The organism is Promicromonospora sp. NPDC057488 (assembly GCF_042802395.1).
Lineage (GTDB): Bacteria > Actinomycetota > Actinomycetes > Actinomycetales > Cellulomonadaceae > Promicromonospora.
Window position 1 is genome coordinate 1 of the sequence record NZ_JBHVEG010000031.1, and the last position, 26,066, is coordinate 26,066.

The window sequence follows — 26,066 nt, forward strand, 5'->3', positions numbered from 1 at the left end:
CCGTACGGAAGGTGCGGCCCGGCGTCGTGCAGGGAGGAAAGAGGCTCAGGCCTCCTTCTTCTCCTCCGTGGTCTCCTCGGCGGGAGCGTCCTCGACGGGGGCGTCCTTGACGTCCTCGGCGGGGGTCTCCGTCACGGGAGCGTCCTCGACGGGCGCGTCCTCGACCGGGGCGGCCTTCTCGGCGGCCTTGGTGGCCTCCTTGACGACGGCCTGCTTGGGGCTCACGGGCTCGGTGATGAGCTCGATGACCGCCATCGGCGCGTTGTCGCCCTTGCGGGTGCCGATCTTGGTGATGCGCGTGTAGCCACCGTTGCGCTCGGCCATGGCCGGGGCGATCTCGGTGAACAGCGTGTGGACCACGCCCTTGTCGCGCACGACGGTGAGCACGCGGCGGCGGGCGGACAGGTCGCCCTTCTTCGCGAACGTGATCAGACGCTCGGCCAGCGGACGAAGGCGCTTGGCCTTGGTCTCGGTGGTCGTGATGCGGCCGTGCTCGAAGAGCGAGGTCGACAGGTTCGCGAGGATCAGACGCTCGTGAGCCGGGCTACCGCCGAGCCGTGCGCCCTTGGTGGGGGTAGGCATTGCTTGTCTCCTTGAATGTGGTTCCGCGCACCCGGCCTAGGCCGGGTGCGGGACGTCAGTACGACTGCTCGTCGCTGCCGTAGGCCGCGGAGTCGCCACCCTCGAAGTACGAGGCGCCGGCCGGATCGAAGTCCAGCGGCGAGTCCTTGAGGCTGAGGCCGAGCTCGGCCAGCTTCTCCTTGACCTCGGTGATCGACTTCGCACCGAAGTTGCGGATGTCGAGCAGGTCCGCCTCGCTGCGGGCCACGAGCTCGCCCACCTGGTGGATGCCCTCGCGCTTGAGGCAGTTGTACGAACGGATGGTGAGGTTGAGCTCCTCGATCGGCAGCGCCAGGTCCGCGGCCAGCGCGGTGTCCGTCGGCGACGGGCCGATCTCGATGCCCTCGGCCTCAACGTTCAGCTCACGTGCCAGGCCGAACAGCTCGACCAGGGTCTTGCCAGCCGAAGCGAGCGCGTCGCGAGGCGTGATCGCCTGCTTGGTCTCGACGTCGACGATGAGCTTGTCGAAGTCGGTGCGCTGCTCGACTCGGGTGGCCTCGACCTTGTACGTGACCTTGAGGACCGGCGAGTAGATCGAGTCGACCGGGATGCGCCCGATCTCCGCGTCGAACTGCTTGTTCTGCGCGGCGGACACGTACCCACGGCCCCGCTCGACGGTCAGCTCGATCTCGAGCTTGCCCTTGTCGTTGAGGGTGGCGATGTGCAGGTCGGGGTTGTGCACCTCGACCCCCGCCGGCGGAACGATGTCCGCGGCGGTCACGGTGCCGGCGCCCTGCTTGCGCAGGTACATCACGACGGGCTCGTCGTTCTCCGAGGAGACGACGAGGTTCTTGATGTTGAGGATGATCTCGGTGACGTCCTCCTTCACGCCCGACACGGTGCTGAACTCGTGCAGCACGTTGTCGATACGGATGGACGTGACGGCTGCGCCCGGGATGGACGACAGCAGCGTGCGACGCATCGAGTTGCCGAGCGTGTAGCCGAAGCCAGGCTCGAGCGGCTCGATGGAGAAGCGGGAACGGCTCTCCGAGATGACCTCTTCGGTCAGCGTGGGGCGCTGTGCGATAAGCACTGTGGGTGTCCTTTCGGTGTGCGTCCGCTATATGACGCATCACGGTCTTCGCGATCTCTCGCAGCCCGGACGGATCTCTGTCACCGACCGGGCGGGGGTGCTCACCGCGAGCGGTGAGCGGATGTCGCGGTCCGGTCGCGGCCGGGGCCTGAGGCCCGCAGCCGCGACCGGCTACGACGAGTCGTCAGACGCGACGACGCTTCGGGGGGCGGCAGCCGTTGTGCGCCTGGGGCGTCACGTCCTGGATCGAGCCGACCTCGAGGCCGGTCGCCTGGAGCGAGCGGATGGCGGTCTCGCGACCGGAACCCGGGCCCTTCACGAAGACGTCGACCTTCTTGACGCCGTGCTCCTGCGCGCGGCGGGCAGCCGACTCGGCGGCCATCTGCGCGGCGTACGGGGTGGACTTACGGGAGCCCTTGAAGCCGACGTGGCCGGCAGAGGCCCACGACACCACGGCACCGGACGGGTCGGTGATCGAGATGATCGTGTTGTTGAAGGTGGACTTGATGTGCGCCTGGCCGAGCGGGACGTTCTTCTTGTCCTTGCGGCGCGGCTTGCGGCCGGCGGCGGCGCGAGTCTTGGGAGGCATCTGTTCTGTAATCTCCTGGTCTGATCGGACCGGGGCGGTCTCAGCTCGGTGAGCCGACCGCTCCACGGACTGCTATCAGCGGGCCTTCTTCTTGCCCGCGACGGTGCGCTTGGGACCCTTGCGGGTGCGCGCGTTGGTCTTGGTGCGCTGACCACGCACCGGCAGGCCGCGACGGTGGCGCAGGCCCTGGTAGGTGCCGATCTCGACCTTGCGGCGGATGTCGGCCGCGACCTCACGGCGGAGGTCACCCTCGAGCTTGAAGTTGCCCTCGAGGTAGTCGCGGAGCGCAACGAGCTCGGCGTCGCCGAGGTCCTTCACGCGGACGTCCGGGCTGATGCCCGTGGCGGCCAGGGTCTCCTTCGCGCGGGTACGACCCACACCGAAGATGTAAGTGAGCGCAACCTCAAGCCGCTTGTCGCGGGGGAGGTCGACGCCGATAAGACGTGCCATGTGCCTTCCGGCTCCTGTACTGCTCGTCGGAGGTCTGCCGCACCGCCATCCCGCGATTCTTCGCGGGCCCCGGCCTCCGGACCGAGGGTTCCCCTGCCCGCGCGGTTGCCCGCGGGACATAGTTCGAGGTGGTGCGCTGGTGGTGGCCTCAGCCACCGGCCCGGGCGTGAGCCCGGGGCGTGATCAGCCCTGGCGCTGCTTGTGGCGCAGGTTGTCGCAGATCACCATGACGCGACCGTGCCGGCGGATCACCTTGCACTTGTCGCAGATCTTCTTGACGCTCGGCTTGACCTTCATCGGGTTTTCCTCCGCCACGAACGTCCGGTCTCCCGGTGCGCGCGCAGCAGTGTCGTGGGTGGTCGATCGTACGGCGACGTCGTCCTCGGCCAGGCCGTGGGTGACGCAGCCCCGGATCGGGGACTGACTACTTGTAGCGGTAGACGATCCGGCCGCGGGACAGGTCGTACGGGCTGAGCTCCACCACCACGCGGTCCTCGGGGAGGATCCGGATGTAGTGCTGTCGCATCTTTCCTGAGATGTGCGCGAGAACCTTGTGACCGTTCGACAGCTCGACGCGGAACATCGCGTTCGGCAGAGCCTCGATCACACTGCCCTCGATCTCGATGACACCGTCCTTCTTTGCCATATCCTCCGCTAACTCTCGTCGTGACTGCTTCCACGCCCACGGCACCGCAGGAGACCTGCGAGTCCGACAGTCGGGTGTGGATGTCGCGTGTGTCCGTGTACCGCCTACCTCGTGTGCCTCGGCCTGCGCCCCGCATGCGCGGGGACCGGCAGGCGCCGTCGGCACCCTTTCAAGATCTGGAGGCGTTGAACGGACTACACCCAGCGATCTATCTTACGTCAGTTCGTAAACCATTCAAAGCGAAGACCGCCGACGGCGCACGTCCGGCGCGTGAGCCTCGCCACGCGGAGCCCCTCAGAGGTCGTACTCGACCCCGGGCAGACCGATCATCGTGTGGGGCAGGCTGCCCACGAAGAAATACAGCATCGGGAGCCAGCCGAGCACGATGCCCAGGCCGAGCGCCACCAGCACGGGCCGCCCGCGGGTGACCCAGACCCAGATGCCGAACAGCCACACGACGACGCCGAGCAGCAGGACCGACTCCCACACGAGGAGCGACGTGCCGAAGCCGAGCACGATCCCGACCCACAGGAAGGGGCTCGGGGCGAGCCGGCGCCCCCAGGCGGCGAGCCAGCGCCCGAACCGGCGCAGCCCCCGGCCGAGCGCCGTCAGGGCCCGCACGTACCACGCCTCGCGCGACCGCCCCGGCGCGGCGTGCGCCGGCGCCTGGGTACGGGTGTCGGGCAGGGTGTGCGCGTCGTCGGTCACAGGCCGATCGTAGCCAACTGACTGGGACTTAAATAGACCCGGGGTGAAGTTTTCTCACCCGAGGTCGACGGGCCGCACACCGAAGTCGGCGAGGCGCTCCGCTCCCCCGTCGACGGCCGTCAGGACGACGATGCCGTCCGCCATGATCGCGGTCGAGTGCTCCCAGTGGGCCGCGCGCGAGCCGTCGGTCGTGACCACGGTCCAGTCGTCCGCGAGCACCTTGGTCTCGCCGCCGCCCCGGCTGATCATCGGCTCGATGGCGAGGCACATGCCGGACCGCAGGCGCGGGCCCGACCCGGAGGTCCGGTAGTTGTGCACGTCCGGGGGCTGGTGCATGGCGCTGCCGATGCCGTGCCCCACGTACTCCTCGACGATGCCGTACTCGGTGCCGGTGAACTCCCCGGCCAGCTCGACGGCGGTCTCGACGGCCTCGCCCACGGCGTTGAGCCGCTTGGCCGACGCCAGGGCCGCGATACCGGCCCACATGGCCGTCTCGGTCGCCCGGACGAGCGCGATGTCGGCGAGATCCGCGCCGGCGGCGACCAGGTCGTCGTCGGGCAGGCGGTGGTCGAGGGCACCCTCGGCGCCCAGGACGAACGAGATCGCCGAGTCGCCGTGCCAGCCCTCGACGATCGCGCCGCAGTCGATCGAGACGAGGTCACCCGCGGCGAGCACCCGGCTGCCCGGGATGCCGTGGATGACCTCGTCGTTGACCGAGGCGCAGATGACCGCCGGGAAGCCCTGGTAGCCCAGGAACGACGGCTTGGCGCCGGCCGCCTCGATCGTCCGCGCGGCGACGGCGTCGAGGTCGGCGGTGGTCAGGCCGGGCCGGGCGGCGGCCCGGACCGCGGCGAGGGTGTCGGCGACCACCAGACCGGCGCGCCGCATGAGGCGCACCTGGTCCGGCGTCTTGTACTCGACGCGCTCCCGGCCGAAGACCACCGCTCAGCCCAGCTGGGTCGCGAGCGAGGCGACGATGCGGTCGGTGACCTCGGCGATCTCGCCGAGCCCGTCGACCTGCACCAGCAGGTTGCGCTCACCGTAGGCCGCCGTGAGCGGAGCGGTCTGCTCCGCGTAGATGTCCAGGCGACGCGCGATCGCGTCCTCGGTGTCGTCCTCGCGGCCCTCTTCCTCGGCCCGGCGGGCGATCCGCGCGAGCAGCTCCGCACGGTCCGCCGTCAGCTCGATGACGCCGTCCAGCTCCCAGCCGAGGGCGGCCAGGATCTGGTCGAGCTCCGTCACCTGGGCCGCGTTGCGCGGGTAGCCGTCGAGGATGAAGCCGTCCTTGACGTCCGGCTGGCCGAGACGGTAACGGACCATCTCGTTGGTGACCTCGTCCGGGACGAGGTCACCCTTGTTCGTGTACTCCTGTGCGAGCTTGCCCAGCTCGGTCTCCCCCGCGATGTTGCTGCGGAAGATGTCGCCCGTGGAGATCGGGACGATCCCGAAGACCTCGGCGAGGCGGGCAGCCTGCGTACCCTTGCCCGCGCCCTGCGGACCCATGATGACCAGGCGCGTGACCTGGCCCTCCTGGTCCGGACGAGCGTGGAGCTCGCGGCGAGAGGTGGTGGTGGGAGTCTGGCTCAACGGAGGAATCCTTCGTAGTGGCGCTGCTGCAGCTGGGAGTCGATCTGCTTGACCGTCTCCAGCCCGACGCCGACCACGATGAGGATCGAGCTACCGCCGAAGGGCAGGTTGGTGCTGACGCCAAGGAAGACGAGCACCAGCGTCGGGATCAGCGCGATCAGCGCGAGGTACAGGGAACCGGCGGAGGTGATCCGGGTGATCACGAAGTCGAGGTACTCCGCCGTGGGGCGGCCGGCCCGGATGCCGGGGATGAAGCCGCCGTACTTCTTCATGTTGTCCGCGACCTCGTCCGGGTTGAACGTGATCGAAGTGTAGAAGAAGCAGAAGAAGATGATCATCAGCGTGTAGATCGCGATGTACAGCGGCGACGACTGCTGGACCAGGTTGTTGGAGATCCAGATGACCCACTCGGAGGTCTGGTCCCCGAACTGGGCGAGGAGCCCCGGGATGGCAAGGATCGACGCCGCGAAGATCACGGGGATCACGCCGGACATGTTGATCTTGATCGGGATGTACGTGCTGGTGCCGCCGTACATGCGGCGGCCCACCATGCGCTTGGCGTACTGCACCGGGATGCGGCGCTGCGACTGCTCGACGAACACCACGAGGCCGATGACCAGGATGATCACGAGGACCATGATCGTGAAGTTCACGACGCCGTTGGCGCCACCGGCGATCGACCACAGGGAGGTCGGGAAGCTGGCCGCGATCGACGTGAAGATCAGGAGCGACATGCCGTTGCCGACGCCGCGCTCGGTGATGAGCTCGCCGAGCCACATGACCAGGCCGGTACCGGCGGTCATGGTGATGACCATGAAGATGGAGGTCAGGATGCCGTCGTCCGCGATGACGTCGAGGCCACAGCCGCTGAAGAGCAGGCCCTGGCGCGCCGTCGTGATGACGGTCGTCGACTGGAGGATCGCGAGGGCGATCGTCAGGTAGCGCGTGTACTGGGTCAGCTTGGTCTGGCCCGACTGGCCCTCCTTGTGCAGGGCCTCGAAGCGCGGGATGACCACGCGAAGCAGCTGCACGATGATGCTGGCCGTGATGTACGGCATGATCCCGAGGGCGAAGATCGACAGCTGCAGCAGCGCACCGCCGCTGAACACGTTGATCAGGCCGAGCAGGCTGTCGTTGTCCGCCTGCGCGATACATTGCTGCACGTTCGCGTAGTCCACGCCCGGAGTCGGGATGAACGACCCGAGGCGGAAGATCGTCATGATGGCGATCGTGAACAGCAGCTTGCGCCGCAGGTCTGGCGTCCGGAAAGCCCGGCCGAAAGCGCTGAGCACCCTATCCTCCTGGCCCGCCGTTGCGGGATCTAGTGTCGCCGGCGGGACGCCGGCGAGGTGAGTCGAACGTGGGCCAGACCACAACGGTGCAGCCAGACCGTGTCGGATTCTACGTTGCTTACGGGGTCCGTTGGACCACGTTCGCTCCGGGAAATACTCAAGAGAGCACACAGGGCCGGCCGCGCTCACGCGCCGCCGGCCCTGTCAGCTGTCTCAGGCCTCCGAGACCGTACCGCCGGCCGCCAGGATCTTCTCCTTGGCGGAAGCCGAGACGCGGTCGACCGCGATCTCGAGCTTGACGGTGATGTCGCCGTTGCCGAGCACCTTCACGGGCTGGCCCTTGCGGACCGCGCCCTTCGCGACCAGGTCCTCGACGGTGACGGTGCCACCCTCGGGGAACAGCTCGGAAAGCTTGTCCAGGTTCACGACCTGGAACTCGACCCGGAACGGGTTCTTGAAGCCACGGAGCTTCGGGAGGCGCATGTGCAGAGGCATCTGCCCACCCTCGAAGCCCGCGGGGACCTGGTAACGAGCCTTCGTACCCTTGGTACCACGACCCGCCGTCTTACCCTTCGAGCCCTCACCGCGACCCACACGGGTCTTCGCGGTCTTGGCGCCGGGGGCCGGACGGAGGTGGTGGACCTTCAGCGGCTTGTTCTCCGCCATGATCACTCGACCTCCTCGACGGCGACGAGGTGCGCCACCGTCTTGACCATGCCACGGATCTCCGCGCGGTCCTCCTTCACGGCGGTGTCGCCGATCCGCTTGAGGCCGAGCGTCCGCAGCGTGTCACGCTGGTTCTGCTTGCCGCCGATGGCGGACTTGGTCTGAGTCACCTTGAGTCGAGCCATCACGCACCCGCCTTTGCAGTCGACTCGGCACGACCGGCGGCCTGCGCGCGGAGCAGCGCGGCCGGGGCCACGTCCTCCAGCGGGAGCCCACGACGAGCGGCAACTGCGGCCGGCTCCTCGAGACCCTGCAGGGCCGCGACCGTGGCGTGCACGATGTTGATCGCGTTGGACGAACCGAGCGACTTGCTCAGCACGTCGTGGATGCCGGCGCACTCCAGCACGGCGCGCACCGGACCACCGGCGATAACACCGGTACCCGGGGACGCCGGACGCAGGAACACGACACCGGCAGCGGCCTCACCCTGGATGGGGTGCGGGATGGTGCCCTGGATGCGAGGGACGCGGAAGAAGTTCTTCTTCGCCTCCTCGACACCCTTGGCGATCGCCGCGGGCACCTCCTTGGCCTTGCCGTAGCCGACGCCGACGGTGCCGTCGCCGTCGCCCACCACGACGAGCGCGGTGAAGCTGAAGCGACGGCCGCCCTTGACGACCTTGGCGACGCGGTTGATGGAGACGACCTTCTCGACGAAGGCGCTCTTCTCCTCGCGACCGCCGCGGCGGTCGTCGCGACGCCCGCCACCACGGCGGTCGTTACGGTCCTTGTTCTCGGTGGCGGCACCCTGGGGGGCGCCGCTGCGCTGCCCTGCAGCCATCAGAGAGTCCTCTTCTTCCGTGCGTTTGTCATCACAGGGCCAGACCGCCCTCGCGGGCGCCGTCAGCCACAGCAGCGACGCGACCGTGGTACTTGTTGCCGCCGCGGTCGAACACGACGGTGTCGACGCCGACAGCCTTGGCACGCTCGGCGACGAGCTCGCCGACCTTGCGGGCCTTGGCCGTCTTGTCGCCGTCGAACGCACGCAGGTCGGCCTCGAGGGTCGACGCCGAGGCGACGGTCTTGCCCACGCTGTCGTCCACGATCTGCGCGACCATGTGGCGCGCGGAGCGGGTGACGACCAGACGGGGACGAACGGCGGTGCCGGTGATCTTCTTGCGCAGGCGCAGGTGACGACGCTGGCGAGCGACGGACTTGCCCTTGCCCAGGATCTTGATAGCCATCGTCACTTACCAGCCTTTCCGACCTTGCGGCGGACGTTCTCGCCGGCGTAGCGCACGCCCTTGCCCTTGTAGGGCTCGGGCTTGCGGATCTTGCGAATGTTCGCTGCGACCTCGCCGACCTGCTGCTTGTCGATGCCCGAGACCGAGAACTTGGTGGGGCTCTCGACAGCGAACGTGACACCCGCGGGGGGCTCGATGACAACGGGGTGGCTGAAGCCCAGCGCGAACTCGAGGTTCGAGCCCTTCGCCACGACGCGGTAACCAGTACCGACGATCTCGAGCTTCTTCTCGTAGCCCTCGGTCACGCCCGTGATCATGTTGGCGATCAGGGTGCGGGTGAGGCCGTGCAGCGCACGGGAGTTCCGCTCGTCGTCCGGGCGGGACACCACGAGCTGGGCGTCCTCCTGGGCGACATTGATGGGTGCGGGCACGTTGTGCTCGAGAGAACCCTTGGGGCCCTTCACGGTCACGAGCGCGCCGCTGACAGTGATGTCCACGCCGGCTGGGACCGGAACGGGAAGCTTGCCGATTCGAGACATTGGCGTTTTCTCCTTTCCGGATTACCAGACGTAGGCGAGGACTTCGCCGCCGACGCCCTTGGCCTGTGCCTGACGGTCGGTCAGCAGGCCGGAGGACGTGGACAGGATCGCCACGCCCAGGCCGCCGAGGACCTTGGGCAGTTCGGTGGACTTGCGGTACACGCGCAGACCGGGCTTCGAGATCCGGCGCACGCCGGCAAGGGCGCGCTCCCGGTTCTGCCCGTACTTCAGCTCGAGCGTGAGGGACTTGCCCACCTGGGCGTCCTCCACGGACCAGCCGGAGATGTAACCCTCGGCCTGCAGGATCTCAGCGATGTGCGTCTTCAGCTTCGACGACGGCATGGAAACCGTGTCGTGGTGCGCCGAGTTCGCGTTACGCAGACGGGTCAGCATGTCTGCGATCGGGTCGGTCATAGTCATCGGGCTCTTGCCCTTCCTCGCCGGGGTATCCGAACGGCCTCGTGTGGCCGGACAGACCTACGGCGTAGTTGTGTTACCAGCTGCTCTTGGTGACGCCGGGAAGCTCGCCGCGGTGGGCCATCTCCCGCACGCAGATACGGCACAGGCCGAACTTGCGGTAGACGGAGTGCGGGCGACCGCACTTCTGGCACCGGGTGTAGGCGCGAACCGCGAACTTCGGCTTGCCGGCCGCCTTGTTGATCAGGGCCTTCTTCGCCATGTCAGTTCTCCTTGAAGGGGAAGCCGAGACGGCGCAGCAGGGAGCGGCCCTCGTCGTCGGTCGTCGCCGTCGTCACGACCGTGATGTCCATACCGCGGACCCGGTCGATCTTGTCCTGGTCGATCTCGTGGAACATCGACTGCTCCGTGAGACCGAAGGTGTAGTTGCCGTGCCCGTCGAACTGCTTGGGCGACAGACCGCGGAAGTCGCGGATACGCGGCAGAGCGGTGGACAGCAGGCGGTCGAGGAACTCCCACATGCGGTCGCCGCGGAGCGTGACGTGCGCGCCGATCGGCATGCCCTCGCGCAGCTTGAACTGAGCGATGGACTTGCGAGCCTTGGTGACCTGCGGCTTCTGACCGGTGATCGCCGAGAGGTCGCGGATCGCGCCCTCGATGAGCTTCGAGTCCTTGGCCGCGTCGCCCACACCCATGTTCACGACGATCTTCGTGAGACCGCCGGCCTGGTGCAGGTTCTTGTGGCCGAACTCCTCGATCAGCGCCGAGAGGATCTCCTCGCGGTACTTCTGCTTGAGGCGCGGCAGGGCCGGGGCCTCAATAGTCGTCTCGGTCATCAGATGTCCTCCTTCGAGCGCTTCGCGTAGCGGACGCGGACGGTCTTGGTACGACCGTCGCGCTCCACCTGCTCCTCGCGGAAGCCCACCCGAGTGCCCTTCTTGGTCTTCGGGTCGACGATCATCACGTTGCTCACGTGGATCGGCGCCTCGACCGTCTCGATGCCACCGGTGCGGGTGCCGCGCTGCGACTGGCCCACCTTGGTGTGCTTCGTGACGCGCTGCACGCCCTCGACCACGAGGCGGTCGGAGTCCTTCAGGACCTCGAGCACGCGGCCGGTCTTGCCCTTGTCGCGACCCGAGATCACGATGACCTGGTCGCCCTTCTTGATCTTCGCCATGGTCAGAGCACCTCCGGAGCCAGCGAGATGATCTTCATGAACCGCTTGTCACGCAGCTCACGACCCACCGGGCCGAAGATGCGGGTGCCGCGAGGCTCGCCGTCGTTCTTCAGGATGACGGCGGCGTTCTCGTCGAACTTGATGTAGGAACCGTCGGGACGACGGCGCTCCTTGGCGGTCCGGACGACGACGGCCTTGATGACGTCGCCCTTCTTCACGTTGCCGCCCGGGATCGCATCCTTGACGGTGGCGACGATGGTGTCGCCGATTCCGGCGTAGCGACGGCCGGAGCCACCGAGAACGCGGATGCAGAGAATCTCCTTGGCACCCGTGTTGTCGGCGACCCGAAGTCGCGACTCCTGCTGGATCATTTGAGTGAACTCCTGTCGTCGAACTGGTTCTCGCGCGGACTGCTTCCGGCGAGCCTGGCCGAACGGATAGTTGCTGTGCTGGGGGCGCCACGCGTACGTGTGTCACGCACCGCCCCCAGCGGGAAGAGAAGTCTTACTTGGCCTTCTCGAGGATCTCCACGAGCCGGAACCGCTTGGTGGCGGACAGCGGGCGGGTCTCCATGATCAGAACCAGGTCGCCGATGCCGGCGCTGTTCTGCTCGTCGTGCGCCTTGACCTTCGTGGTGCGACGGATGACCTTGGCGTAGAGGGGGTGCTTAACCCGGTCCTCGACCTCGATCACGATGGTCTTGTCCATCTTGTCGCTCACCACGTAGCCACGGCGCACCTTACGCGTCGCGCGCTGGGCCTCGGGGGCCTCAGCAGCAGTCGTGTTGTCGCTCATTGCCTCACTCACTCACGCTCGGAGCCGTACGGATGCCGAGCTCGCGCTCGCGCAGGATCGTGTAGATCCGGGCGATGTCGCGACGCACGGCCTTGAGACGACCGTGGCTCTCGAGCTGGCCGGTCGCCGACTGGAAGCGGAGGTTGAACAGCTCCTCCTTGGCTTCCTTCAGCTTGCCGACGAGAGTCTCGTCGTCCATGCCGTCCAGATCGATCGGGGCGAGCCCCTGGGTACCGATAGCCATCAGACACCACCCTCGCGCACCACGAAACGGCACTTCATCGGGAGCTTGTGCATCGCGCGGCGCATGGCCTCGCGAGCAAGGGACTCGTCCACGCCGGCCAGCTCGAAAACGATGCGGCCCGGCTTGACGTTGGCGACCCACCACTCCGGCGAACCCTTACCGGAACCCATGCGGGTCTCGGCAGGCTTCTTCGTCAGCGGACGGTCGGGGTAGATGTTGATCCACACCTTGCCGCCACGCTTGATGTGGCGGGTCATTGCGATACGCGCCGCCTCGATCTGGCGGTTGGTGACGTACGCCGGCTCCAGAGCCTGGATGCCGAAGTCGCCGAACGCGATCTGGGTGCCACCCTTGGCCGCGCCGGAGCGCGACGGGTGGTGCTGCTTGCGGTGCTTGACCCTGCGCGGGATCAGCATGGTCAGGCCTCCGTTCCGGTCTCTGCGGCCGGAGCTGCAGGCGCCTCGGCCGCGGGAGCGGACTCTGCGCTGCGCTCGGCCGGACGCTCGTTGCGACGGCCACCGCCACGACGGTCTCCGCCGCGCTCGCCACGCTCGGGGCGGTCGCCCCGGCCACGACCCTGACGGGGTGCGGCTGCAGCCTGCTGAGCGGCGAACTCCTTCTCGGTGGTCTCGCCCTTGTAGATCCACACCTTCACGCCGATACGGCCGAAGGTGGTGCGGGCCTCGTAGAAGCCGTAGTCGATGTACGCGCGGAGCGTGTGCAGGGGCACGCGGCCCTCGCGGTAGAACTCCGAACGGCTCATCTCGGCGCCGCCGAGGCGGCCGGCGACCTGAACGCGGATACCCTTCGCGCCGGCGCGCTGGGCGGACTGCATGCCCTTGCGCATCGCACGACGGAAGGAGACACGGCTGGCGAGCTGCTCGGCAATGCCCTGAGCAACCAGCTGCGCGTCGATCTCCGCGTTCTTGACCTCGAGGATGTTGAGCTGAACCTGCTTGCCCGTGAGCTTCTCGAGCTCACCGCGGATGCGGTCGGCCTCAGCACCACGACGGCCGATGACGATGCCCGGACGCGCCGTGTGGATGTCCACGCGGACACGGTCGCGGGTGCGCTCGATCTCGACCTTGGAGATGCCGGCGCGCTCGAGGCCGGTGCCCATGAGCTTGCGGATCTGGACGTCCTCACGGACGTAGTCGCGGTACCGCTGACCAGGCTTGGTGCTGTCGGCGAACCAACGCGACCGGTGGTCGGTGGTGATACCGAGGCGGTACCCGTGCGGGTGAACCTTCTGTCCCACTATCGGGCCCCTTCCTTGTCGGCGAGCACCACGGTGATGTGGCTGGTGCGCTTGAGAATGCGCGTTGCACGTCCCTGAGCCCGCGGGCGGAACCGCTTGAGCGTCGGCCCCTCGTCGACGAACGCGACGGAGACGACCAGGTCGTTCTCGTCGAAGCGCTCGCTGGCGCGGTCGGCCTTCACCCGAGCGTTGGCGATCGCGCTCTCAACAACCTTGCGGATCGGCTCGCTGGCGGCCTGCGGTGCGAACTTCAGCACCGCGACGGCCTCAGAGGCCTGCTTGCCACGGATGAGGTCCACGACGCGCCGGGCCTTCTGGGGCGTGACACGGACGAACCGCGCCTGCGCCTTGGCTTCCATTGCTGTCCTGCTTCCTTTTCTCAGACAGTCCAGGTCATCACTGCTGTGGGTAGGGAGATCCCCACGCCTCAGCGGCGACGACCCTTCCTGTCGTCCTTCACGTGGCCGCGGAAGGTCCGCGTGGGAGCGAACTCGCCGAGCTTGTGGCCGACCATCGCCTCGGTCACGAAGACCGGGACGTGCTTACGACCGTCGTGCACGGCAAAGGTGTGACCGAGAAAGTCGGGCGTGACGACCGACCGACGGGACCAGGTCTTGATGACTGTCTTGGTCCCCTTCTCGTTCTGGACGTCCACCTTCTTCTGAAGGTGTCCGTCTACGAAGGGGCCCTTCTTCAGGCTACGAGGCATGTTTCAGGCTCCTATCAGCGCTTCTTGCCGGTACGACGGCGACGGACGATCATCCGGTCGCTCGACTTGTTCGGACGGCGGGTACGACCCTCCGCCTGGCCCCAGGGGCTCACCGGGTGACGACCACCGGACGTCTTACCCTCACCACCACCGTGGGGGTGGTCGACCGGGTTCATGGCGACACCGCGGACGGTCGGGCGCTTGCCCTTCCAGCGCATACGGCCGGCCTTGCCCCAGTTGATGTTCGACTGCTCGGCGTTGCCGACCTCGCCGACCGTCGCGCGGCAGCGCAGGTCGACGTTGCGGATCTCGCCGGACGGCATACGCAGCTGGGCGTAGGGGCCGTCCTTGGCAACGAGCTGCACCGACGCACCAGCCGAACGCGCGATCTTCGCACCGCCGCCGGGCCGGAGCTCGATGGCGTGGATGACCGTACCGGTCGGGATGTTGCGCAGCGGCAGGTTGTTGCCGGGCTTGATGTCGGCACCTGCACCGGCCTCGATGCGGTCGCCCTGCGACAGCTTGTTCGGCGCGATGATGTAGCGCTTCTCGCCGTCCGCGTAGTGCAGGAGCGCGATGCGAGCCGTGCGGTTGGGGTCGTACTCGATGTGAGCGACCTTCGCGGGCACGCCGTCCTTGTCGTGGCGACGGAAGTCGATGACGCGGTAGGCGCGCTTGTGGCCGCCGCCCTTGTGCCGCGTCGTGATACGACCGGTGTTGTTACGGCCACCGGTCTTGCTCAGCGGCCGGATCAGAGACTTCTCCGGCTGCGAGCGCGTGACCTCGACGAAGTCGGCGACGCTGGAGCCGCGGCGGCCGGGCGTCGTCGGCTTGTACTTACGGATTCCCATGGAAACCTGTCCTCAATCGTCTCTCGTCAGCTCAGCCGACCGGACCGCCGAAGATGTCGATCGTTCCCTCGCGGAGGGTGACGATCGCACGCTTCGTGTCCTTACGCTTGCCGAGGCCGAAACGCGTGCGACGCGTCTTGCCCTTGCGGTTGATCGTGTTCACCGAGGCGACCTTGACGCTGAAGACCTTCTCGATCGCGATCTTGATCTCGGTCTTGTTGGCGCTCGGGTCCACGATGAAGGTGTACTTGCCCTCGTCGAGAAGGTTGTAGCTCTTCTCGGAGACGACCGGCGCGAGCAGGATGTCGCGCGGGTCCTTCACGGTGACGGTCACTTTGCGGTCTCCTCGGTCTCGGCCTCGGACTCCGTGGCGACAGCCTTCCCGGCCTTGGCCGGACCCTCGAGGAACGCGGCGAGCGCGCCCTCGGTGAAGATCACGTCGTCGGAGACGAGCACGTCGTAGGTGTTCAGCTGGTCAGCGACCAGGAGGTGCACCTCGGGAACGTTGCGGAGCGACTTGACCGTGGCCTCGTCGTCACGCTGCGTCACGACGAGCACGTTCTCGCGCTCCGTGAACTTCTTGATCGTGGCGAGCGCCGTCTTGGTCGACGGGACGCCCTCGATGCCGAAGCCGGCGACGACGTGCACGCGACCGGCGCGGGCGCGGTCGGAGAGCGCACCGCGGAGGGCGGCGGCCTTCATCTTCTTCGGGGTGCGCTGGTCGTACTTGCGCGGCTGCGGGCCGTGGACGGTGCCACCACCGGCGAACTGCGGGGCGCGCGTCGAACCCTGGCGGGCGCGACCGGTGCCCTTCTGCTTGTACGGCTTGCGGCCACCGCCACGGACCTCGCCACGAGTCTTCGTGGAGGCCGTGCCCTGGCGGGCGGCTGCGCGCTGCGCAACGACCACCTGGTGGATCAGCGGGACGTTCACGGCGGCGTCGAACACCTCAGAGGGGAGCTCGGCGGTGCCGGACTTCTTGCCCTGGGCGTCCAGGACGTCGACAGTCAGAGCGGTCATCGGTTTCACGCTCCCTTCGCGGCGTTACGCACGAGGACGACGCCACCCTTGGGGCCGGGAACCGCGCCCTTGACGAGCAGCAGACCCTTCTCGGCGTCGACCGCGTGAACGGTCAGGTTCTGGGTGGTCTGACGGGCGTTACCCATCCGACCGGCCATCCGCAGGCCCTTGAAGACTCGCGACGGCGTCGAGGCGCCACCGATCGAGCCGGGCTTGCGGTGGTTGCGGTGCGCACCGTGCGAGGCGCCCACGCCGGAGAAGCCGTGACGCTTCATGACACCGGCGGTGCCCTTGCCCTTGGTGGTACCGACCACGTCGACCAGGGCGCCGGCCTCGAAGGCCTCGGCGGTGATCTCCTGGCCGAGCGTGAACTCGGACGCGTTCTCGGTACGAACCTCGGCCACGTGACGGCGCGGCGTGACGCCGGCCTTCTCGAAGTGGCCCTTGAGGGGCTTGGTGACCTTGCGGGGGTCGACCTGGCCGGCCGCGAGCTGAACAGCCGCGTAGCCGTCGGCGTCCACCGTACGGATCTGGGTCACCACGTTGGTGCCCACGGAGACCACGGTCACCGGCACGAGGCGACCGGCCTCGTCCCAGAGCTGGGTCATACCAAGCTTCGTGCCGAGCAACGCGGTCACGTTCTTCTGCTGGTTGGTCATGATGTCCCCTCCAGCCTCAGAGCTTGATCTCGATGTTCACGTCCGCCGGCAGGTCGAGTCGCATGAGCGAGTCGACGGCCTTGGGCGTGGGATCGATGATGTCGATGAGCCGCTTGTGCGTACGCATCTCGAAGTGCTCGCGGCTGTCCTTGTACTTGTGAGGCGACCGGATCACAACGAAGACGTTCTTCTCCGTCGGCAGCGGCACCGGACCCACGACCGTCGCACCAGCGCGAGTGACCGTGTCGACGATCTTGCGCGCCGAACTGTCGATCACCTCGTGGTCGTAGGACTTGAGCCGGATGCGGATCTTCTGTCCCGCCATGGCGTCGTCTGACTCTCTCTCTCGAACCGCTACTGTCCGACCCACGCACTCGGGCGTGTCGCTTAGAGCGGCACAGCCGGGCGCAGAACACCATTGCTGGCGTCAGGGCCGTTGGGAAGTGATCTGACCCAGCTGTACAGCCGGACCGACCACGACGTTTGCCGAGCCTGCTCGGAACAGTGCCTCCGGATATCCAGAGGACGTGTGCTCCGCGGGGCGCCCCATATATGCATCGAATAGCAGGCGATAAACCCCGCGACCCCTCGTCCGGATTACCCCGGGAGGGTGACCGCTCCAGCCTCTGGCGGCCCCCAACGATCCGGGGCCTGGGCTGCGGTTCTGCACACTGTTCGACACTTGAAAGAGCGCGCCTGTGACAGGCAACTATGCAATCTTGCCATACGTCCTGGCATGCGCCAAACGCAAGGCGGTGTGATGCCCACTACTACACAGCGGGGCCCGGTCGCCGAAGCGCCCGGGCCCCACCGCATCGCCGACTTCCGTCAGCTGAGCTCGTGCTCCAAGATCACTTGAGGATCTTGGTCACACGGCCGGAGCCGACCGTGCGGCCACCCTCGCGGATGGCGAAGCCCAGGCCCTCCTCCATGGCGATCGGCTGGATCAGCTCGACCGACATCTCGGTGTTGTCGCCGGGCATGACCATCTCGGTGCCCTCGGGCAGCGTGATGACGCCGGTGACGTCCGTGGTACGGAAGTAGAACTGCGGGCGGTAGTTCGAGTAGAACGGGTTGTGACGGCCACCCTCGTCCTTGCCCAGGATGTAGACCTGAGCCTCGAAGTTCGTGTGCGGGGTGATCGAACCCGGCTTCACGACGACCTGGCCACGCTCGACGTCCTCGCGCTTGATGCCACGCAGGAGGAGACCGGTGTTGTCGCCGGCCTGCGCCTGGTCCATCTGCTTGTGGAACGTCTCGATGCCCGTGACGGTGGTCTTCTGCGGAACGCGGATACCCACGATCTCGACATCGGAGTTGATGTCCAGGGTTCCACGCTCGACCTTGCCGGTGACGACGGTGCCACGACCGGTGATCGTGAAGACGTCCTCGATCGGCATGAGGAAGGGCTTGTCGAGGTCGCGCTCCGGCTCCGGAACGTTCTCGTCGACAGCGTCCATCAGCTCGACGATCTTCTCGACCCACTCCGGGTCGCCCTCGAGAGCCTTGAGGCCCGAGACGCGAACGACCGGCGCGTTGTCGCCGTCGAACTCCTGCGACGACAGCAGCTCGCGGACCTCCATCTCGACGAGCTCGAGGATCTCCTCGTCGTCGACCATGTCGGACTTGTTGAGCGCGACGAGCAGGTAGGGCACGCCGACCTGGCGGGCGAGCAGCACGTGCTCACGCGTCTGGGCCATCGGGCCGTCGGTCGCGGCGACCACCAGGATCGCGCCGTCCATCTGGGCGGCACCGGTGATCATGTTCTTGATGTAGTCGGCGTGACCCGGAGCGTCGACGTGCGCGTAGTGGCGCTTCGGCGTCTCGTACTCGATGTGCGCGATGTTGATCGTGATACCGCGCTGCTTCTCCTCCGGCGCGGCGTCGATCTCGTCGAAGTTGCGCTGCGTGTTCGCCGGGAGCTCCGGGTACTTGTCCGCAAGCGTCTTCGAGATCGCGGCGGTCAGCGTCGTCTTACCGTGGTCGACGTGACCGATCGTGCCGATGTTGACGTGCGGCTTGGTCCGCTCGAACTTGGCCTTAGCCACTGGGGTCCTCCTGGGACTTGGGTAGATGTTCCGAACGTTGCAGATGTCCGGCCAAGAAGCCTACAACTGCGGGGCGTGCGGTTTTTCCTACAGGTTGGTTGTGCGGGTCGACCTGTGGGGACTCACTCGCCCCGGGTCTTCTTGATGATCTCTTCGGCAACTGCCTTGGGAACCTCGGCGTAGCTGTCGAACTGCATCGAGTACACCGCGCGACCCTGGGTCTTCGACCGGAGGTCACCGATGTAACCGAACATCTCGCTCAGCGGCACCTGGGCGCGAACGACCTTCACACCGGTCGCGTCCTCCATGGACTGGATCATGCCACGACGAGAGTTGATGTCGCCGATCACGTCGCCCATGTACTCCTCGGGCGTCCGCACCTCGACGGCCATGACCGGCTCGAGCAGGACAGGGTCGGCGCGCTTGACGCCTTCCTTGAAGACCATCGAACCGGCAATCTTGAACGCCATCTCCGAGGAGTCGACGTCGTGGTACGCACCGTCGATCAGCGACGCCTTGACGCCGACGACCGGGAAGCCTGCCAGCACACCCTGCTGCATGGCCGACTGGATACCAGCGTCCACCGAAGGGATGTACTCGCGCGGGATACGACCACCGGTGACGGCGTTCTCGAACTCGTAGAGCTCGCCCTCCGACGTCTCCAGCGGCGCGAAGGTCACCTGGACCTTGGCGAACTGGCCGGAACCACCGGTCTGCTTCTTGTGCGTGTAGTCGACCTTCTCCGCCACGCGGCGGATGGTCTCGCGGTAGGCGACCTGCGGCTTGCCGACGTTCGCCTCGACCTTGAACTCGCGACGCATACGGTCGACGAGGATGTCGAGGTGGAGCTCGCCCATGCCGCCGATGACGGTCTGGCCGGTCTCGTCGTCCAGCTTGACGCGGAAGGTCGGGTCCTCCTGCGCGAGCTTCTGGATCGCGGTCGACAGCTTCTCCTGGTCGGCCTTCGTCTTCGGCTCGATCGCCACGTCGATGACGGGCTCCGGGAAGCTCATCGACTCGAGGATGACCTGGTTCTGCGGGTCCGACAGGGTGTCACCGGTGGTGACGTCCTTGAGCCCGATGAACGCGTAGATGTGGCCGGCGTGCGCCTCTTCGACCGGGTTCTCCTTGTTGGAGTGCATCTGGAAGAGCTTCCCGATGCGCTCCTTCTTGCCCTTGGTCGAGTTCTGCACCTGGGCGCCCTGCGCGACCTTGCCCGAGTAGACGCGGACGTAGGTCAGCTTGCCGAAGAACGGGTGCGTGGCGACCTTGAAGGCGAGAGCCGAGAACGGCTCCGACTCCTCGGGGCGACGCACGACGACCTTCTCGGCGTCCTTGACGTCGTGGCCCTCGACGGCCGGCACGTCGAGCGGCGACGGCAGGTAGTCGATGACGGCGTCGAGCATGGGCTGCACGCCCTTGTTCTTGAACGCCGAGCCGCACAGGACCGGGAAGGCCGACGACGAGATGACGAGCTTGCGGATGCCGCTCTTGATCTCGGCGATCGAGAGCTCCTCGCCACCGAGGAACTTCTCGAGCAGCTCGTCGTCCGCCTCGGCGACGGCCTCGATGAGCTCGGCACGGTACTGCTGCGCCTTCTCGACGAGGTCGGCCGGGATCTCCTCGACCTCGTACTCCTCGCCCATCTTGGTGTCGCCGCGCCAGGTCAGCGCCTTCATCTCGATGAGGTCGACAACGCCCTCGAAGTCGTTCTCAGCACCGATCGGGAGCTGGATGACGAGCGGCTTCGCCTTGAGGCGGTTGATGATCGTGTCGACGGTGAAGTAGAAGTCGGCGCCGAGCTTGTCCATCTTGTTGACGAAGCAGATGCGCGGGACGTCGTACTTGTCCGCCTGCCGCCACACCGTCTCGGACTGGGGCTCGACACCCTCCTTGCCGTCGAACACGGCAACCGCGCCGTCGAGCACGCGGAGGGAGCGCTCCACCTCGACCGTGAAGTCGACGTGGCCCGGCGTGTCGATGATGTTGATCTGGTTGTTCTTCCAGTAGCAGGTCGTCGCGGCGGACGTAATCGTGATGCCGCGCTCCTGCTCCTGCTCCATCCAGTCCATCGTCGACGCACCGTCGTGCGTCTCACCGATCTTGTAGTTCACACCCGTGTAGAACAGGATGCGCTCGGTCGTCGTGGTCTTTCCGGCATCGATGTGGGCCATGATGCCGATGTTGCGGACCTTGTTCAGGTCGGTCAGCACGTCGAGTGCCACGGTGTCTTACCCCTTGGTCTAAAGGTGGGCTTGGGTGGCCGGCGGTGCGGCATCCACCGACGGCCCCGGGGGTGACCCGGGGCCGCTCGGAAGCTACTACCAGCGGTAGTGCGCGAAGGCCTTGTTGGAGTCGGCCATCTTGTGCATGTCCTCGCGGCGCTTGACCGCGGCACCGAGACCGTTCGACGCGTCGAGGATCTCGTTCATGAGACGCTCGGTCATCGTCTTCTCGCGGCGAGCGCGGGAGAAGTCGGTGAGCCAGCGGAGCGCGAGCGTGGTGGCACGCGTCGGGCGCACGTCGACCGGCACCTGGTAGGTGGCGCCACCGACACGGCGGGAACGCACCTCGAGGGCGGGACGGACGTTGTCGAGCGCGCGCTTCAGGACCACGACAGGGTCGCCGTCGGTCTTGGCGCGGACACCCTCGAGGGCACCGTAGACGATCGCCTCGGCGGTCGACTTCTTGCCGTCGAGCAGGACCTTGTTGATCAGCTGCGTGACAACCGGGGACCCGTAGACCGGGTCGACGATGAGCGGCCGCTTCGGGGCCGGACCCTTGCGGGGCATCAGCTCTTCTCCTTCTTGGCGCCGTAACGGGACCGAGCCTGCTTGCGACCCTTCACGCCCTGCGTGTCGAGCGCGCCGCGGACGATCTTGTAGCGGACACCGGGAAGGTCCTTCACACGGCCGCCACGCACGAGCACGATCGAGTGCTCCTGGAGGTTGTGGCCGACACCGGGGATGTACGCGGTGACCTCGACCTGCGAGGAAAGCTTCACGCGGGCGACCTTGCGGAGGGCCGAGTTCGGCTTCTTGGGGGTGGTGGTGTACACGCGGGTGCACACGCCGCGCCGCTGGGGGGAGCCCTTGAGGGCCGGGGTCTTCGACTTCCCGGCCTTCGAGGTCCGCCCCTTGCGGACGAGCTGCTGGATCGTAGGCACTACGTCTCCGTCGTCTTCTTGAGCTTCGGCGACGCCCTGCCGGCGTCCCCGTCAATGGTTCTGGCTTGTGCGTGCCGGTCGCATGCGGCACCCACAGGCCCCAGACAGGGACTGCTACGCCACGTACCACCGGCTCGATGGCCCGGCTCCACCATCGGGGCACGACGTGCCCCGGAGGATCTCGCCGGGATGCCCACGCACTCACATCGGCCGCTTTCCGAAGCTGCCTCGCGGCGGCCTTCAGGAGGTGCGGCCCGACGGCGCGGGCACGAATTCTAAGAATACCTGCGTGTCTACGGGGGGTCAAAACGAATCGGATGTGACGTGCGCCCCGTAGATCCGCGAAGTAGAGCGCCTGCCCGGCTCTCGTACGGGACGAACCCGTGCGGAGCAGGACAGGCGCTCTCTACCTCGCGGTCAGCGGACCAGGATCAGCGGAAGTCGCCGAGGTCCAGGTCCTCCAGCGGGATCGCCTCGCCCGAACCCATACCCAGGGTCGGGAAGTCGATCTCGTCGTAGCCGAAGCTCGGGTAGAGCTCGGCCTTGGCCTGCTCGGTGGGCTCGACCTCGACGTTGCGGTAGCGGGGCAGACCCGTACCGGCCGGGATGAGCTTACCGATGATGACGTTCTCCTTGAGGCCGAGCAGCGGGTCACGACGACCGCTCATCGACGCCTCGGTGAGCACCCGGGTGGTCTCCTGGAAGGAGGCCGCCGAGAGCCACGAGTCGGTCGCGAGCGACGCCTTCGTGATACCCATCAGCTCCGGACGGCCGGCGGCCGGCTGGCCACCCTCCGACACGGCCTTGCGGTTCGCGTCCTCGAAGCGCATGCGCTCCGCGAGCTCACCCGGCAGCAGCTGCGAGTCACCCGAGTCGAGCACGGTCACGCGACGCAGCATCTGCCGCACGATGACCTCGATGTGCTTGTCGTGGATGTCCACACCCTGGCTGCGGTAGGTCTCCTGGACCTGGTCCACCAGGTGCGTCTGCGTGGCACGGGGGCCGAGGATGCGCAGCACCTTCTTCGGGTCGACGGCACCCTGGACGAGCTGGGTACCGACCGTCACGTGGTCGCCGTCCGCGATCTTGAGGCGCGCACGCTTCGTGACCGGGTACTTGATCTCCTCGCCACCGTCGTCCGGCGTCAGCACGAGGTGACGCGTCCGCTCGGTGTCCTCGATCGTCACGCGACCCGTGTACTCCGCGATCGGCGCCTCACCCTTGGGGGTGCGGGCCTCGAAGAGCTCGGTGACACGCGGCAGACCCTGCGTGATGTCCTCGGCCGCGGCCACACCACCGGTGTGGAAGGTACGCATCGTCAGCTGCGTGCCCGGCTCACCGATCGACTGCGCCGCGATGATGCCGACGGCCTCGCCGATGTCCACGAGCAGACCCGTGGCCAGCGACCGGCCGTAGCACTTGGCGCAGGTACCGACGCGGGACTCGCACGTCAGGACCGAACGGACCTTGACGCTCTCGATGCCCGCGGCGATGACCTTGTCGATGATGACGTCGCCGGCGTCCGACCCGGCGGTCGCGATGACGTTGCCGTCGGCGTCCACCACGTCGGTCGCGAAGGTACGCGAGTAGATGCTGGTCTCGACGCGGTCGTCCGGGACGAGCGAGCCGTCCGCGAGCTTCTCCGCCACCGGCAGCGTGAGACCACGCTCGGTGCCGCAGTCCTCCTCGCGGATGATGACGTCCTGCGAGACGTCCACCAGACGACGGGTCAGGTAACCCGAGTCCGCCGTACGGAGGGCCGTGTCGGCCAGACCCTTACGGGCACCGTGCGTCGCGATGAAGTACTCGAGGACGGACAGGCCCTCGCGGTAGTTGGACTTGATCGGACGAGGGATGATCTCGCCCTTCGGGTTCGCCACGAGGCCGCGCATACCGGCGATCTGACGGACCTGCATCCAGTTACCACGGGCGCCCGAACCCACCATGCGCATCACGGTGTTCCGCGCGTTGCTCTCGAGGTTCACCCGCATGGCCGACGCGACCTTGTCGGTCGCCTGGGTCCAGATCTCGATGAGCTCCTGACGGCGCTCGTCGTCGGTGATCAGACCCTTGTCGAACTGCTGCTGGACCTTGAGGGCACGAGCCTCGTGCTCGTCGAGGATCTCGCCCTTGACGGTCGGGGCCGCGACGTCCGAGATGGCGATCGTGACGCCGGAACGCGTGGCCCACCGGTAGCCGGCGTCCTTCAGCGCGTCCAGCGCCGCGGCCACCTCGACCTTCGGGTAGCGCTCGGCGAGGTCGTTGACGATCGTCGAGAGGCGCTTCTTGTCGGCGATCCCGTTCTCGTACGGGTAGTCGACGGGCAGCGTCTCGTTGAACAGGTAGCGGCCGAGCGTGGTGTCGAACAGCAGCTGCTGACCCGGCTCCCAGCCCTCGGGCGCCTCGAAGTCCTTCAGCGGCGGCACCAGGTCGGACATCCGCAGCTTGATCTGCGCGTTGATGTCCAGCTCGCCCCGGTCGAAGGCCATGATGGCCTCGGCCACGGAGCCGAACGCACGACCCTCGCCCACGGCGCCCGGACGGTCGCTCGTGAGGTGGTGCAGACCGATGATCATGTCCTGCGAGGGCATGGTCACCGGACGGCCGTCCGACGGCTTCAGGATGTTGTTGCTCGAGAGCATGAGGATGCGGGCCTCGGCCTGCGCCTCGGCGCTCAGCGGCAGGTGGACAGCCATCTGGTCACCGTCGAAGTCGGCGTTGAACGCGCCGCACACGAGCGGGTGCAGGTGGATGGCCTTGCCCTCGACGAGCTGCGGCTCGAACGCCTGGATGCCCAGACGGTGCAGCGTCGGCGCACGGTTCAGGAGCACGGGGTGCTCCGTGATGACCTCTTCGAGCACGTCCCAGACGACGGGACGGGTGCGCTCGACCATGCGCTTGGCGCTCTTGATGTTCTGCGCGTGGTTCAGCTCCACGAGCCGCTTCATGACGAACGGCTTGAACAGCTCGAGCGCCATCTGCTTGGGCAGACCGCACTGGTGCAGCTTGAGCTGCGGGCCGACCACGATGACCGAACGGCCCGAGTAGTCGACGCGCTTGCCGAGCAGGTTCTGGCGGAACCGGCCCTGCTTGCCCTTGAGCATGTCGGAGATCGACTTCAGCGGACGGTTGCCGGGGCCCGTCACCGGGCGACCACGACGGCCGTTGTCGAACAGCGAGTCGACGGCCTCCTGGAGCATCCGCTTCTCGTTGTTGACGATGATCTCCGGCGCGCCCAGGTCCAGGAGCCGCTTGAGGCGGTTGTTCCGGTTGATGACGCGGCGGTACAGGTCGTTCAGGTCCGACGTCGCGAACCGGCCACCGTCGAGCTGCACCATCGGGCGCAGGTCCGGCGGGATGACCGGGACGGCGTCCAGCACCATCGCCGTGGGCGAGTTGGTGGTGGTCAGGAACGCGTTGACGACCTTGAGGCGCTTCAGCGCACGGGTCTTGCGCTGGCCCTTGCCCGAGCGGATGGTCTCGCGCAGCGACTCGGCCTCGGCGTCCAGGTCGAAGTTCTGCAGGCGCTGCTGGATCGCGTTCGCGCCCATCGCACCCTCGAAGTAGGTGCCGTAGCGGTCCTGGAGCTGGCGGTACAGCATCTCGTCGCCCTCGAGGTCGGCGACCTTGAGGTTCTTGAAGCGGTCCCAGACCTGCTCGAGGCGGTCCAGCTCCTGGTCCGCGCGCTTGCGCAGCTGAGCCATCTCGCGCTCGGCCGAGTCGCGCACCTTGCGGCGCGCGTCAGCCTTGGCACCCTCGGCCTCGAGCTCGGCCAGGTCGGCCTCGAGCTTCTGGGCGCGGGTGTTGATGTCGTTGTCCCGGCGGTCGGAGATCTCCTTCTTCTCGAGGTCGATCTCGTTCTGCAGGTTGGGCAGGTCCTCCTGGCGGGCCTCGTCGTCGACCGACGTGATCATGTAGGCCGCGAAGTAGATGACCTTCTCCAGGTCCTTCGGCGCCAGGTCGAGCAGGTAGCCCAGGCGGGACGGCACACCCTTGAAGAACCAGATGTGCGTGACGGGGGCGGCGAGCTCGATGTGGCCCATGCGCTCACGGCGCACCTTGGAGCGCGTGACCTCGACACCACAGCGCTCGCAGATGATGCCCTTGAAGCGCACGCGCTTGTACTTGCCGCAGTAGCACTCCCAGTCGCGGGTCGGACCGAAGATCTTCTCGCAGAAGAGCCCGTCCTTCTCCGGCTTGAGGGTGCGGTAGTTGATGGTCTCTGGCTTCTTGACCTCACCGTGCGACCAGGCACGGATGTCCTCGGCCGTGGCGAGGCCGATACGCAGCTCGTCGAAGACGTTGACGTCGAGCAAGGTGTCCTACTTCCTGAAGTTCTCGAAAATCCTC

36 protein-coding genes are annotated in these 26,066 nt (G+C 67.1%); all 36 read right to left on the reverse strand.

Annotated features, from left to right (window positions below; translation table 11 throughout):
- Positions 1-45: 45 nt before the first annotated feature.
- On the reverse strand, positions 46-582 hold the full coding sequence (gene rplQ / locus ACFU5G_RS08915) for a 50S ribosomal protein L17 (RefSeq protein ID WP_377242864.1): 537 nt from the start codon (positions 580-582) through the stop codon (positions 46-48).
- A 55-nt stretch (positions 583-637) separates the two neighbouring features.
- Positions 638-1,654: a DNA-directed RNA polymerase subunit alpha gene (locus tag ACFU5G_RS08920; RefSeq protein WP_020016140.1), complete on the reverse strand. Its 1,017-nt coding sequence runs from the start codon at positions 1,652-1,654 to the stop codon at positions 638-640.
- A gap of 184 nt (positions 1,655-1,838) precedes the next feature.
- Positions 1,839-2,243, reverse strand: a complete 405-nt coding sequence (rpsK, locus tag ACFU5G_RS08925) for a 30S ribosomal protein S11 (protein WP_020016139.1) — start codon at positions 2,241-2,243, stop codon at positions 1,839-1,841.
- 75 nt (positions 2,244-2,318) lie between these two features.
- Positions 2,319-2,693 carry a 30S ribosomal protein S13 gene (gene rpsM / locus ACFU5G_RS08930; protein WP_036964594.1) on the reverse strand — a complete coding sequence of 125 codons (375 nt, stop codon included), beginning with the start codon at positions 2,691-2,693 and terminating at the stop codon, positions 2,319-2,321.
- A 183-nt stretch (positions 2,694-2,876) separates the two neighbouring features.
- Positions 2,877-2,990: a 50S ribosomal protein L36 gene (gene rpmJ, locus ACFU5G_RS08935; protein WP_003956441.1), complete on the reverse strand. Its 114-nt coding sequence runs from the start codon at positions 2,988-2,990 to the stop codon at positions 2,877-2,879.
- A gap of 127 nt (positions 2,991-3,117) precedes the next feature.
- Positions 3,118-3,339 (reverse strand): translation initiation factor IF-1, encoded by a 222-nt coding sequence (infA, locus tag ACFU5G_RS08940; RefSeq protein ID WP_020016137.1) that lies wholly within the window; start codon positions 3,337-3,339, stop codon positions 3,118-3,120.
- A 294-nt stretch (positions 3,340-3,633) separates the two neighbouring features.
- Complete coding sequence (locus tag ACFU5G_RS08945; RefSeq protein WP_377242866.1) at positions 3,634-4,047, reverse strand: hypothetical protein; 414 nt, start codon at positions 4,045-4,047, stop codon at positions 3,634-3,636.
- A 54-nt stretch (positions 4,048-4,101) separates the two neighbouring features.
- The gene (gene map / locus ACFU5G_RS08950; protein WP_377242868.1) at positions 4,102-4,989 is read right to left on the reverse strand and encodes a type I methionyl aminopeptidase; all 888 of its coding nucleotides are present in this window, start codon (positions 4,987-4,989) and stop codon (positions 4,102-4,104) included.
- Between the two features lie 3 nt (positions 4,990-4,992).
- On the reverse strand, positions 4,993-5,550 hold the full coding sequence (locus ACFU5G_RS08955; RefSeq protein ID WP_377242911.1) for an adenylate kinase: 558 nt from the start codon (positions 5,548-5,550) through the stop codon (positions 4,993-4,995).
- 80 nt (positions 5,551-5,630) lie between these two features.
- A complete protein-coding gene (gene secY, locus ACFU5G_RS08960; protein WP_377242870.1) occupies positions 5,631-6,926 on the reverse strand; it encodes a preprotein translocase subunit SecY in 1,296 nt (431 codons plus the stop codon).
- Positions 6,927-7,139: 213 nt separating this feature from the next.
- On the reverse strand, positions 7,140-7,592 hold the full coding sequence (gene rplO, locus ACFU5G_RS08965) for a 50S ribosomal protein L15 (protein ID WP_036964706.1): 453 nt from the start codon (positions 7,590-7,592) through the stop codon (positions 7,140-7,142).
- 2 nt (positions 7,593-7,594) lie between these two features.
- Entirely contained in the window at positions 7,595-7,777 is a 183-nt protein-coding gene (gene rpmD / locus ACFU5G_RS08970) for a 50S ribosomal protein L30 (protein ID WP_020016131.1), read from the reverse strand.
- Entirely contained in the window at positions 7,777-8,430 is a 654-nt protein-coding gene (gene rpsE, locus ACFU5G_RS08975; protein ID WP_020016130.1) for a 30S ribosomal protein S5, read from the reverse strand. Before rpsE ends, rpmD begins: the two co-directional genes overlap by 1 nt.
- Before the next feature lie 31 nt (positions 8,431-8,461).
- Positions 8,462-8,833, reverse strand: coding sequence for a 50S ribosomal protein L18 (gene rplR / locus ACFU5G_RS08980; protein ID WP_026365834.1), 372 nt, complete (start codon positions 8,831-8,833; stop codon positions 8,462-8,464).
- A gap of 2 nt (positions 8,834-8,835) precedes the next feature.
- The gene (gene rplF / locus ACFU5G_RS08985) at positions 8,836-9,372 is read right to left on the reverse strand and encodes a 50S ribosomal protein L6 (protein ID WP_377242873.1); all 537 of its coding nucleotides are present in this window, start codon (positions 9,370-9,372) and stop codon (positions 8,836-8,838) included.
- A 21-nt stretch (positions 9,373-9,393) separates the two neighbouring features.
- The gene (gene rpsH, locus ACFU5G_RS08990) at positions 9,394-9,792 is read right to left on the reverse strand and encodes a 30S ribosomal protein S8 (protein ID WP_377242875.1); all 399 of its coding nucleotides are present in this window, start codon (positions 9,790-9,792) and stop codon (positions 9,394-9,396) included.
- A gap of 73 nt (positions 9,793-9,865) precedes the next feature.
- Positions 9,866-10,051: a type Z 30S ribosomal protein S14 gene (locus ACFU5G_RS08995; RefSeq protein ID WP_020016126.1), complete on the reverse strand. Its 186-nt coding sequence runs from the start codon at positions 10,049-10,051 to the stop codon at positions 9,866-9,868.
- Between the two features lies 1 nt (position 10,052).
- Complete coding sequence (rplE, locus tag ACFU5G_RS09000) at positions 10,053-10,625, reverse strand: 50S ribosomal protein L5 (RefSeq protein ID WP_182620568.1); 573 nt, start codon at positions 10,623-10,625, stop codon at positions 10,053-10,055.
- The gene (gene rplX, locus ACFU5G_RS09005; RefSeq protein WP_377242877.1) at positions 10,625-10,966 is read right to left on the reverse strand and encodes a 50S ribosomal protein L24; all 342 of its coding nucleotides are present in this window, start codon (positions 10,964-10,966) and stop codon (positions 10,625-10,627) included. The genes rplE and rplX overlap by 1 nt, the downstream gene beginning before the upstream one ends.
- 2 nt (positions 10,967-10,968) lie before the next feature.
- Positions 10,969-11,337 (reverse strand): 50S ribosomal protein L14, encoded by a 369-nt coding sequence (gene rplN, locus ACFU5G_RS09010; RefSeq protein WP_020016123.1) that lies wholly within the window; start codon positions 11,335-11,337, stop codon positions 10,969-10,971.
- A 133-nt stretch (positions 11,338-11,470) separates the two neighbouring features.
- On the reverse strand, positions 11,471-11,761 hold the full coding sequence (gene rpsQ / locus ACFU5G_RS09015) for a 30S ribosomal protein S17 (RefSeq protein ID WP_020016122.1): 291 nt from the start codon (positions 11,759-11,761) through the stop codon (positions 11,471-11,473).
- A gap of 4 nt (positions 11,762-11,765) precedes the next feature.
- Positions 11,766-12,005, reverse strand: coding sequence for a 50S ribosomal protein L29 (gene rpmC, locus ACFU5G_RS09020; RefSeq protein ID WP_020016121.1), 240 nt, complete (start codon positions 12,003-12,005; stop codon positions 11,766-11,768).
- The gene (rplP, locus tag ACFU5G_RS09025; RefSeq protein WP_020016120.1) at positions 12,005-12,421 is read right to left on the reverse strand and encodes a 50S ribosomal protein L16; all 417 of its coding nucleotides are present in this window, start codon (positions 12,419-12,421) and stop codon (positions 12,005-12,007) included. The genes rpmC and rplP overlap by 1 nt, the downstream gene beginning before the upstream one ends.
- A gap of 2 nt (positions 12,422-12,423) precedes the next feature.
- A complete protein-coding gene (gene rpsC / locus ACFU5G_RS09030; protein WP_182620565.1) occupies positions 12,424-13,263 on the reverse strand; it encodes a 30S ribosomal protein S3 in 840 nt (279 codons plus the stop codon).
- Positions 13,263-13,622, reverse strand: coding sequence for a 50S ribosomal protein L22 (gene rplV / locus ACFU5G_RS09035; protein ID WP_020016118.1), 360 nt, complete (start codon positions 13,620-13,622; stop codon positions 13,263-13,265). Before rplV ends, rpsC begins: the two co-directional genes overlap by 1 nt.
- A 68-nt stretch (positions 13,623-13,690) precedes the next feature.
- A complete protein-coding gene (gene rpsS / locus ACFU5G_RS09040) occupies positions 13,691-13,972 on the reverse strand; it encodes a 30S ribosomal protein S19 (protein ID WP_116673590.1) in 282 nt (93 codons plus the stop codon).
- 14 nt (positions 13,973-13,986) lie between these two features.
- Positions 13,987-14,823 carry a 50S ribosomal protein L2 gene (rplB, locus tag ACFU5G_RS09045; protein ID WP_020016116.1) on the reverse strand — a complete coding sequence of 279 codons (837 nt, stop codon included), beginning with the start codon at positions 14,821-14,823 and terminating at the stop codon, positions 13,987-13,989.
- A gap of 31 nt (positions 14,824-14,854) precedes the next feature.
- Positions 14,855-15,157, reverse strand: coding sequence for a 50S ribosomal protein L23 (gene rplW, locus ACFU5G_RS09050; RefSeq protein WP_182620563.1), 303 nt, complete (start codon positions 15,155-15,157; stop codon positions 14,855-14,857).
- The gene (gene rplD / locus ACFU5G_RS09055) at positions 15,154-15,843 is read right to left on the reverse strand and encodes a 50S ribosomal protein L4 (RefSeq protein ID WP_377242879.1); all 690 of its coding nucleotides are present in this window, start codon (positions 15,841-15,843) and stop codon (positions 15,154-15,156) included. Before rplD ends, rplW begins: the two co-directional genes overlap by 4 nt.
- A gap of 5 nt (positions 15,844-15,848) precedes the next feature.
- On the reverse strand, positions 15,849-16,502 hold the full coding sequence (gene rplC / locus ACFU5G_RS09060; RefSeq protein ID WP_020016113.1) for a 50S ribosomal protein L3: 654 nt from the start codon (positions 16,500-16,502) through the stop codon (positions 15,849-15,851).
- 16 nt (positions 16,503-16,518) lie between these two features.
- Entirely contained in the window at positions 16,519-16,827 is a 309-nt protein-coding gene (gene rpsJ / locus ACFU5G_RS09065) for a 30S ribosomal protein S10 (RefSeq protein ID WP_019146773.1), read from the reverse strand.
- A gap of 526 nt (positions 16,828-17,353) precedes the next feature.
- Complete coding sequence (gene tuf / locus ACFU5G_RS09070) at positions 17,354-18,550, reverse strand: elongation factor Tu (protein ID WP_285100985.1); 1,197 nt, start codon at positions 18,548-18,550, stop codon at positions 17,354-17,356.
- 122 nt (positions 18,551-18,672) lie between these two features.
- Positions 18,673-20,775: an elongation factor G gene (gene fusA, locus ACFU5G_RS09075; RefSeq protein ID WP_377242881.1), complete on the reverse strand. Its 2,103-nt coding sequence runs from the start codon at positions 20,773-20,775 to the stop codon at positions 18,673-18,675.
- Between the two features lie 96 nt (positions 20,776-20,871).
- Positions 20,872-21,342 (reverse strand): 30S ribosomal protein S7, encoded by a 471-nt coding sequence (gene rpsG, locus ACFU5G_RS09080; protein WP_020016110.1) that lies wholly within the window; start codon positions 21,340-21,342, stop codon positions 20,872-20,874.
- A complete protein-coding gene (rpsL, locus tag ACFU5G_RS09085) occupies positions 21,342-21,716 on the reverse strand; it encodes a 30S ribosomal protein S12 (protein ID WP_020016109.1) in 375 nt (124 codons plus the stop codon). Before rpsL ends, rpsG begins: the two co-directional genes overlap by 1 nt.
- A 431-nt stretch (positions 21,717-22,147) precedes the next feature.
- Positions 22,148-26,032, reverse strand: a complete 3,885-nt coding sequence (locus ACFU5G_RS09090) for a DNA-directed RNA polymerase subunit beta' (protein ID WP_377242883.1) — start codon at positions 26,030-26,032, stop codon at positions 22,148-22,150.
- Positions 26,033-26,066 lie beyond the last annotated feature (34 nt).

Bases quoted from the DNA above. Each gene is read 5' to 3' on its own strand.
- rpmC (WP_020016121.1), bottom strand. From the start codon at position 12,005: ATGGCTATCGGTACCCAGGGGCTCGCCCCGATCGATCTGGACGGCATG.
- rplP (WP_020016120.1), bottom strand. From the start codon at position 12,421: ATGCTGATCCCGCGCAGGGTCAAGCACCGCAAGCAGCACCACCCGTCG.
- rpsJ (WP_019146773.1), bottom strand. From the start codon at position 16,827: ATGGCGGGACAGAAGATCCGCATCCGGCTCAAGTCCTACGACCACGAG.
- rpsS (WP_116673590.1), bottom strand. From the start codon at position 13,972: ATGCCTCGTAGCCTGAAGAAGGGCCCCTTCGTAGACGGACACCTTCAG.
- rpsK (WP_020016139.1), bottom strand. From the start codon at position 2,243: ATGCCTCCCAAGACTCGCGCCGCCGCCGGCCGCAAGCCGCGCCGCAAG.
- rplD (WP_377242879.1), bottom strand. From the start codon at position 15,843: ATGACCGCTCTGACTGTCGACGTCCTGGACGCCCAGGGCAAGAAGTCC.
- rpsQ (WP_020016122.1), bottom strand. From the start codon at position 11,761: ATGAGCGACAACACGACTGCTGCTGAGGCCCCCGAGGCCCAGCGCGCG.
- rpmD (WP_020016131.1), bottom strand. From the start codon at position 7,777: ATGGCTCGACTCAAGGTGACTCAGACCAAGTCCGCCATCGGCGGCAAG.
- rplF (WP_377242873.1), bottom strand. From the start codon at position 9,372: ATGTCTCGAATCGGCAAGCTTCCCGTTCCGGTCCCAGCCGGCGTGGAC.
- rplQ (WP_377242864.1), bottom strand. From the start codon at position 582: ATGCCTACCCCCACCAAGGGCGCACGGCTCGGCGGTAGCCCGGCTCAC.
- rplE (WP_182620568.1), bottom strand. From the start codon at position 10,625: ATGACCGAGACGACTATTGAGGCCCCGGCCCTGCCGCGCCTCAAGCAG.
- rpsH (WP_377242875.1), bottom strand. From the start codon at position 9,792: ATGACTATGACCGACCCGATCGCAGACATGCTGACCCGTCTGCGTAAC.
- ACFU5G_RS08995 (WP_020016126.1), bottom strand. From the start codon at position 10,051: ATGGCGAAGAAGGCCCTGATCAACAAGGCGGCCGGCAAGCCGAAGTTC.
- rpsE (WP_020016130.1), bottom strand. From the start codon at position 8,430: ATGGCTGCAGGGCAGCGCAGCGGCGCCCCCCAGGGTGCCGCCACCGAG.
- rplB (WP_020016116.1), bottom strand. From the start codon at position 14,823: ATGGGAATCCGTAAGTACAAGCCGACGACGCCCGGCCGCCGCGGCTCC.
- ACFU5G_RS08955 (WP_377242911.1), bottom strand. From the start codon at position 5,550: ATGGGTCCGCAGGGCGCGGGCAAGGGTACGCAGGCTGCCCGCCTCGCC.
- rpmJ (WP_003956441.1), bottom strand. From the start codon at position 2,990: ATGAAGGTCAAGCCGAGCGTCAAGAAGATCTGCGACAAGTGCAAGGTG.
- rplN (WP_020016123.1), bottom strand. From the start codon at position 11,337: ATGATCCAGCAGGAGTCGCGACTTCGGGTCGCCGACAACACGGGTGCC.
- rplC (WP_020016113.1), bottom strand. From the start codon at position 16,502: ATGACCAACCAGCAGAAGAACGTGACCGCGTTGCTCGGCACGAAGCTT.
- rpsG (WP_020016110.1), bottom strand. From the start codon at position 21,342: ATGCCCCGCAAGGGTCCGGCCCCGAAGCGGCCGCTCATCGTCGACCCG.
- rplX (WP_377242877.1), bottom strand. From the start codon at position 10,966: ATGGCGAAGATCAAGAAGGGCGACCAGGTCATCGTGATCTCGGGTCGC.
- rplR (WP_026365834.1), bottom strand. From the start codon at position 8,833: ATGGCTATCAAGATCCTGGGCAAGGGCAAGTCCGTCGCTCGCCAGCGT.
- rplO (WP_036964706.1), bottom strand. From the start codon at position 7,592: ATGGCGGAGAACAAGCCGCTGAAGGTCCACCACCTCCGTCCGGCCCCC.
- rpsM (WP_036964594.1), bottom strand. From the start codon at position 2,693: ATGGCACGTCTTATCGGCGTCGACCTCCCCCGCGACAAGCGGCTTGAG.
- infA (WP_020016137.1), bottom strand. From the start codon at position 3,339: ATGGCAAAGAAGGACGGTGTCATCGAGATCGAGGGCAGTGTGATCGAG.
- rplV (WP_020016118.1), bottom strand. From the start codon at position 13,622: ATGGAAGCCAAGGCGCAGGCGCGGTTCGTCCGTGTCACGCCCCAGAAG.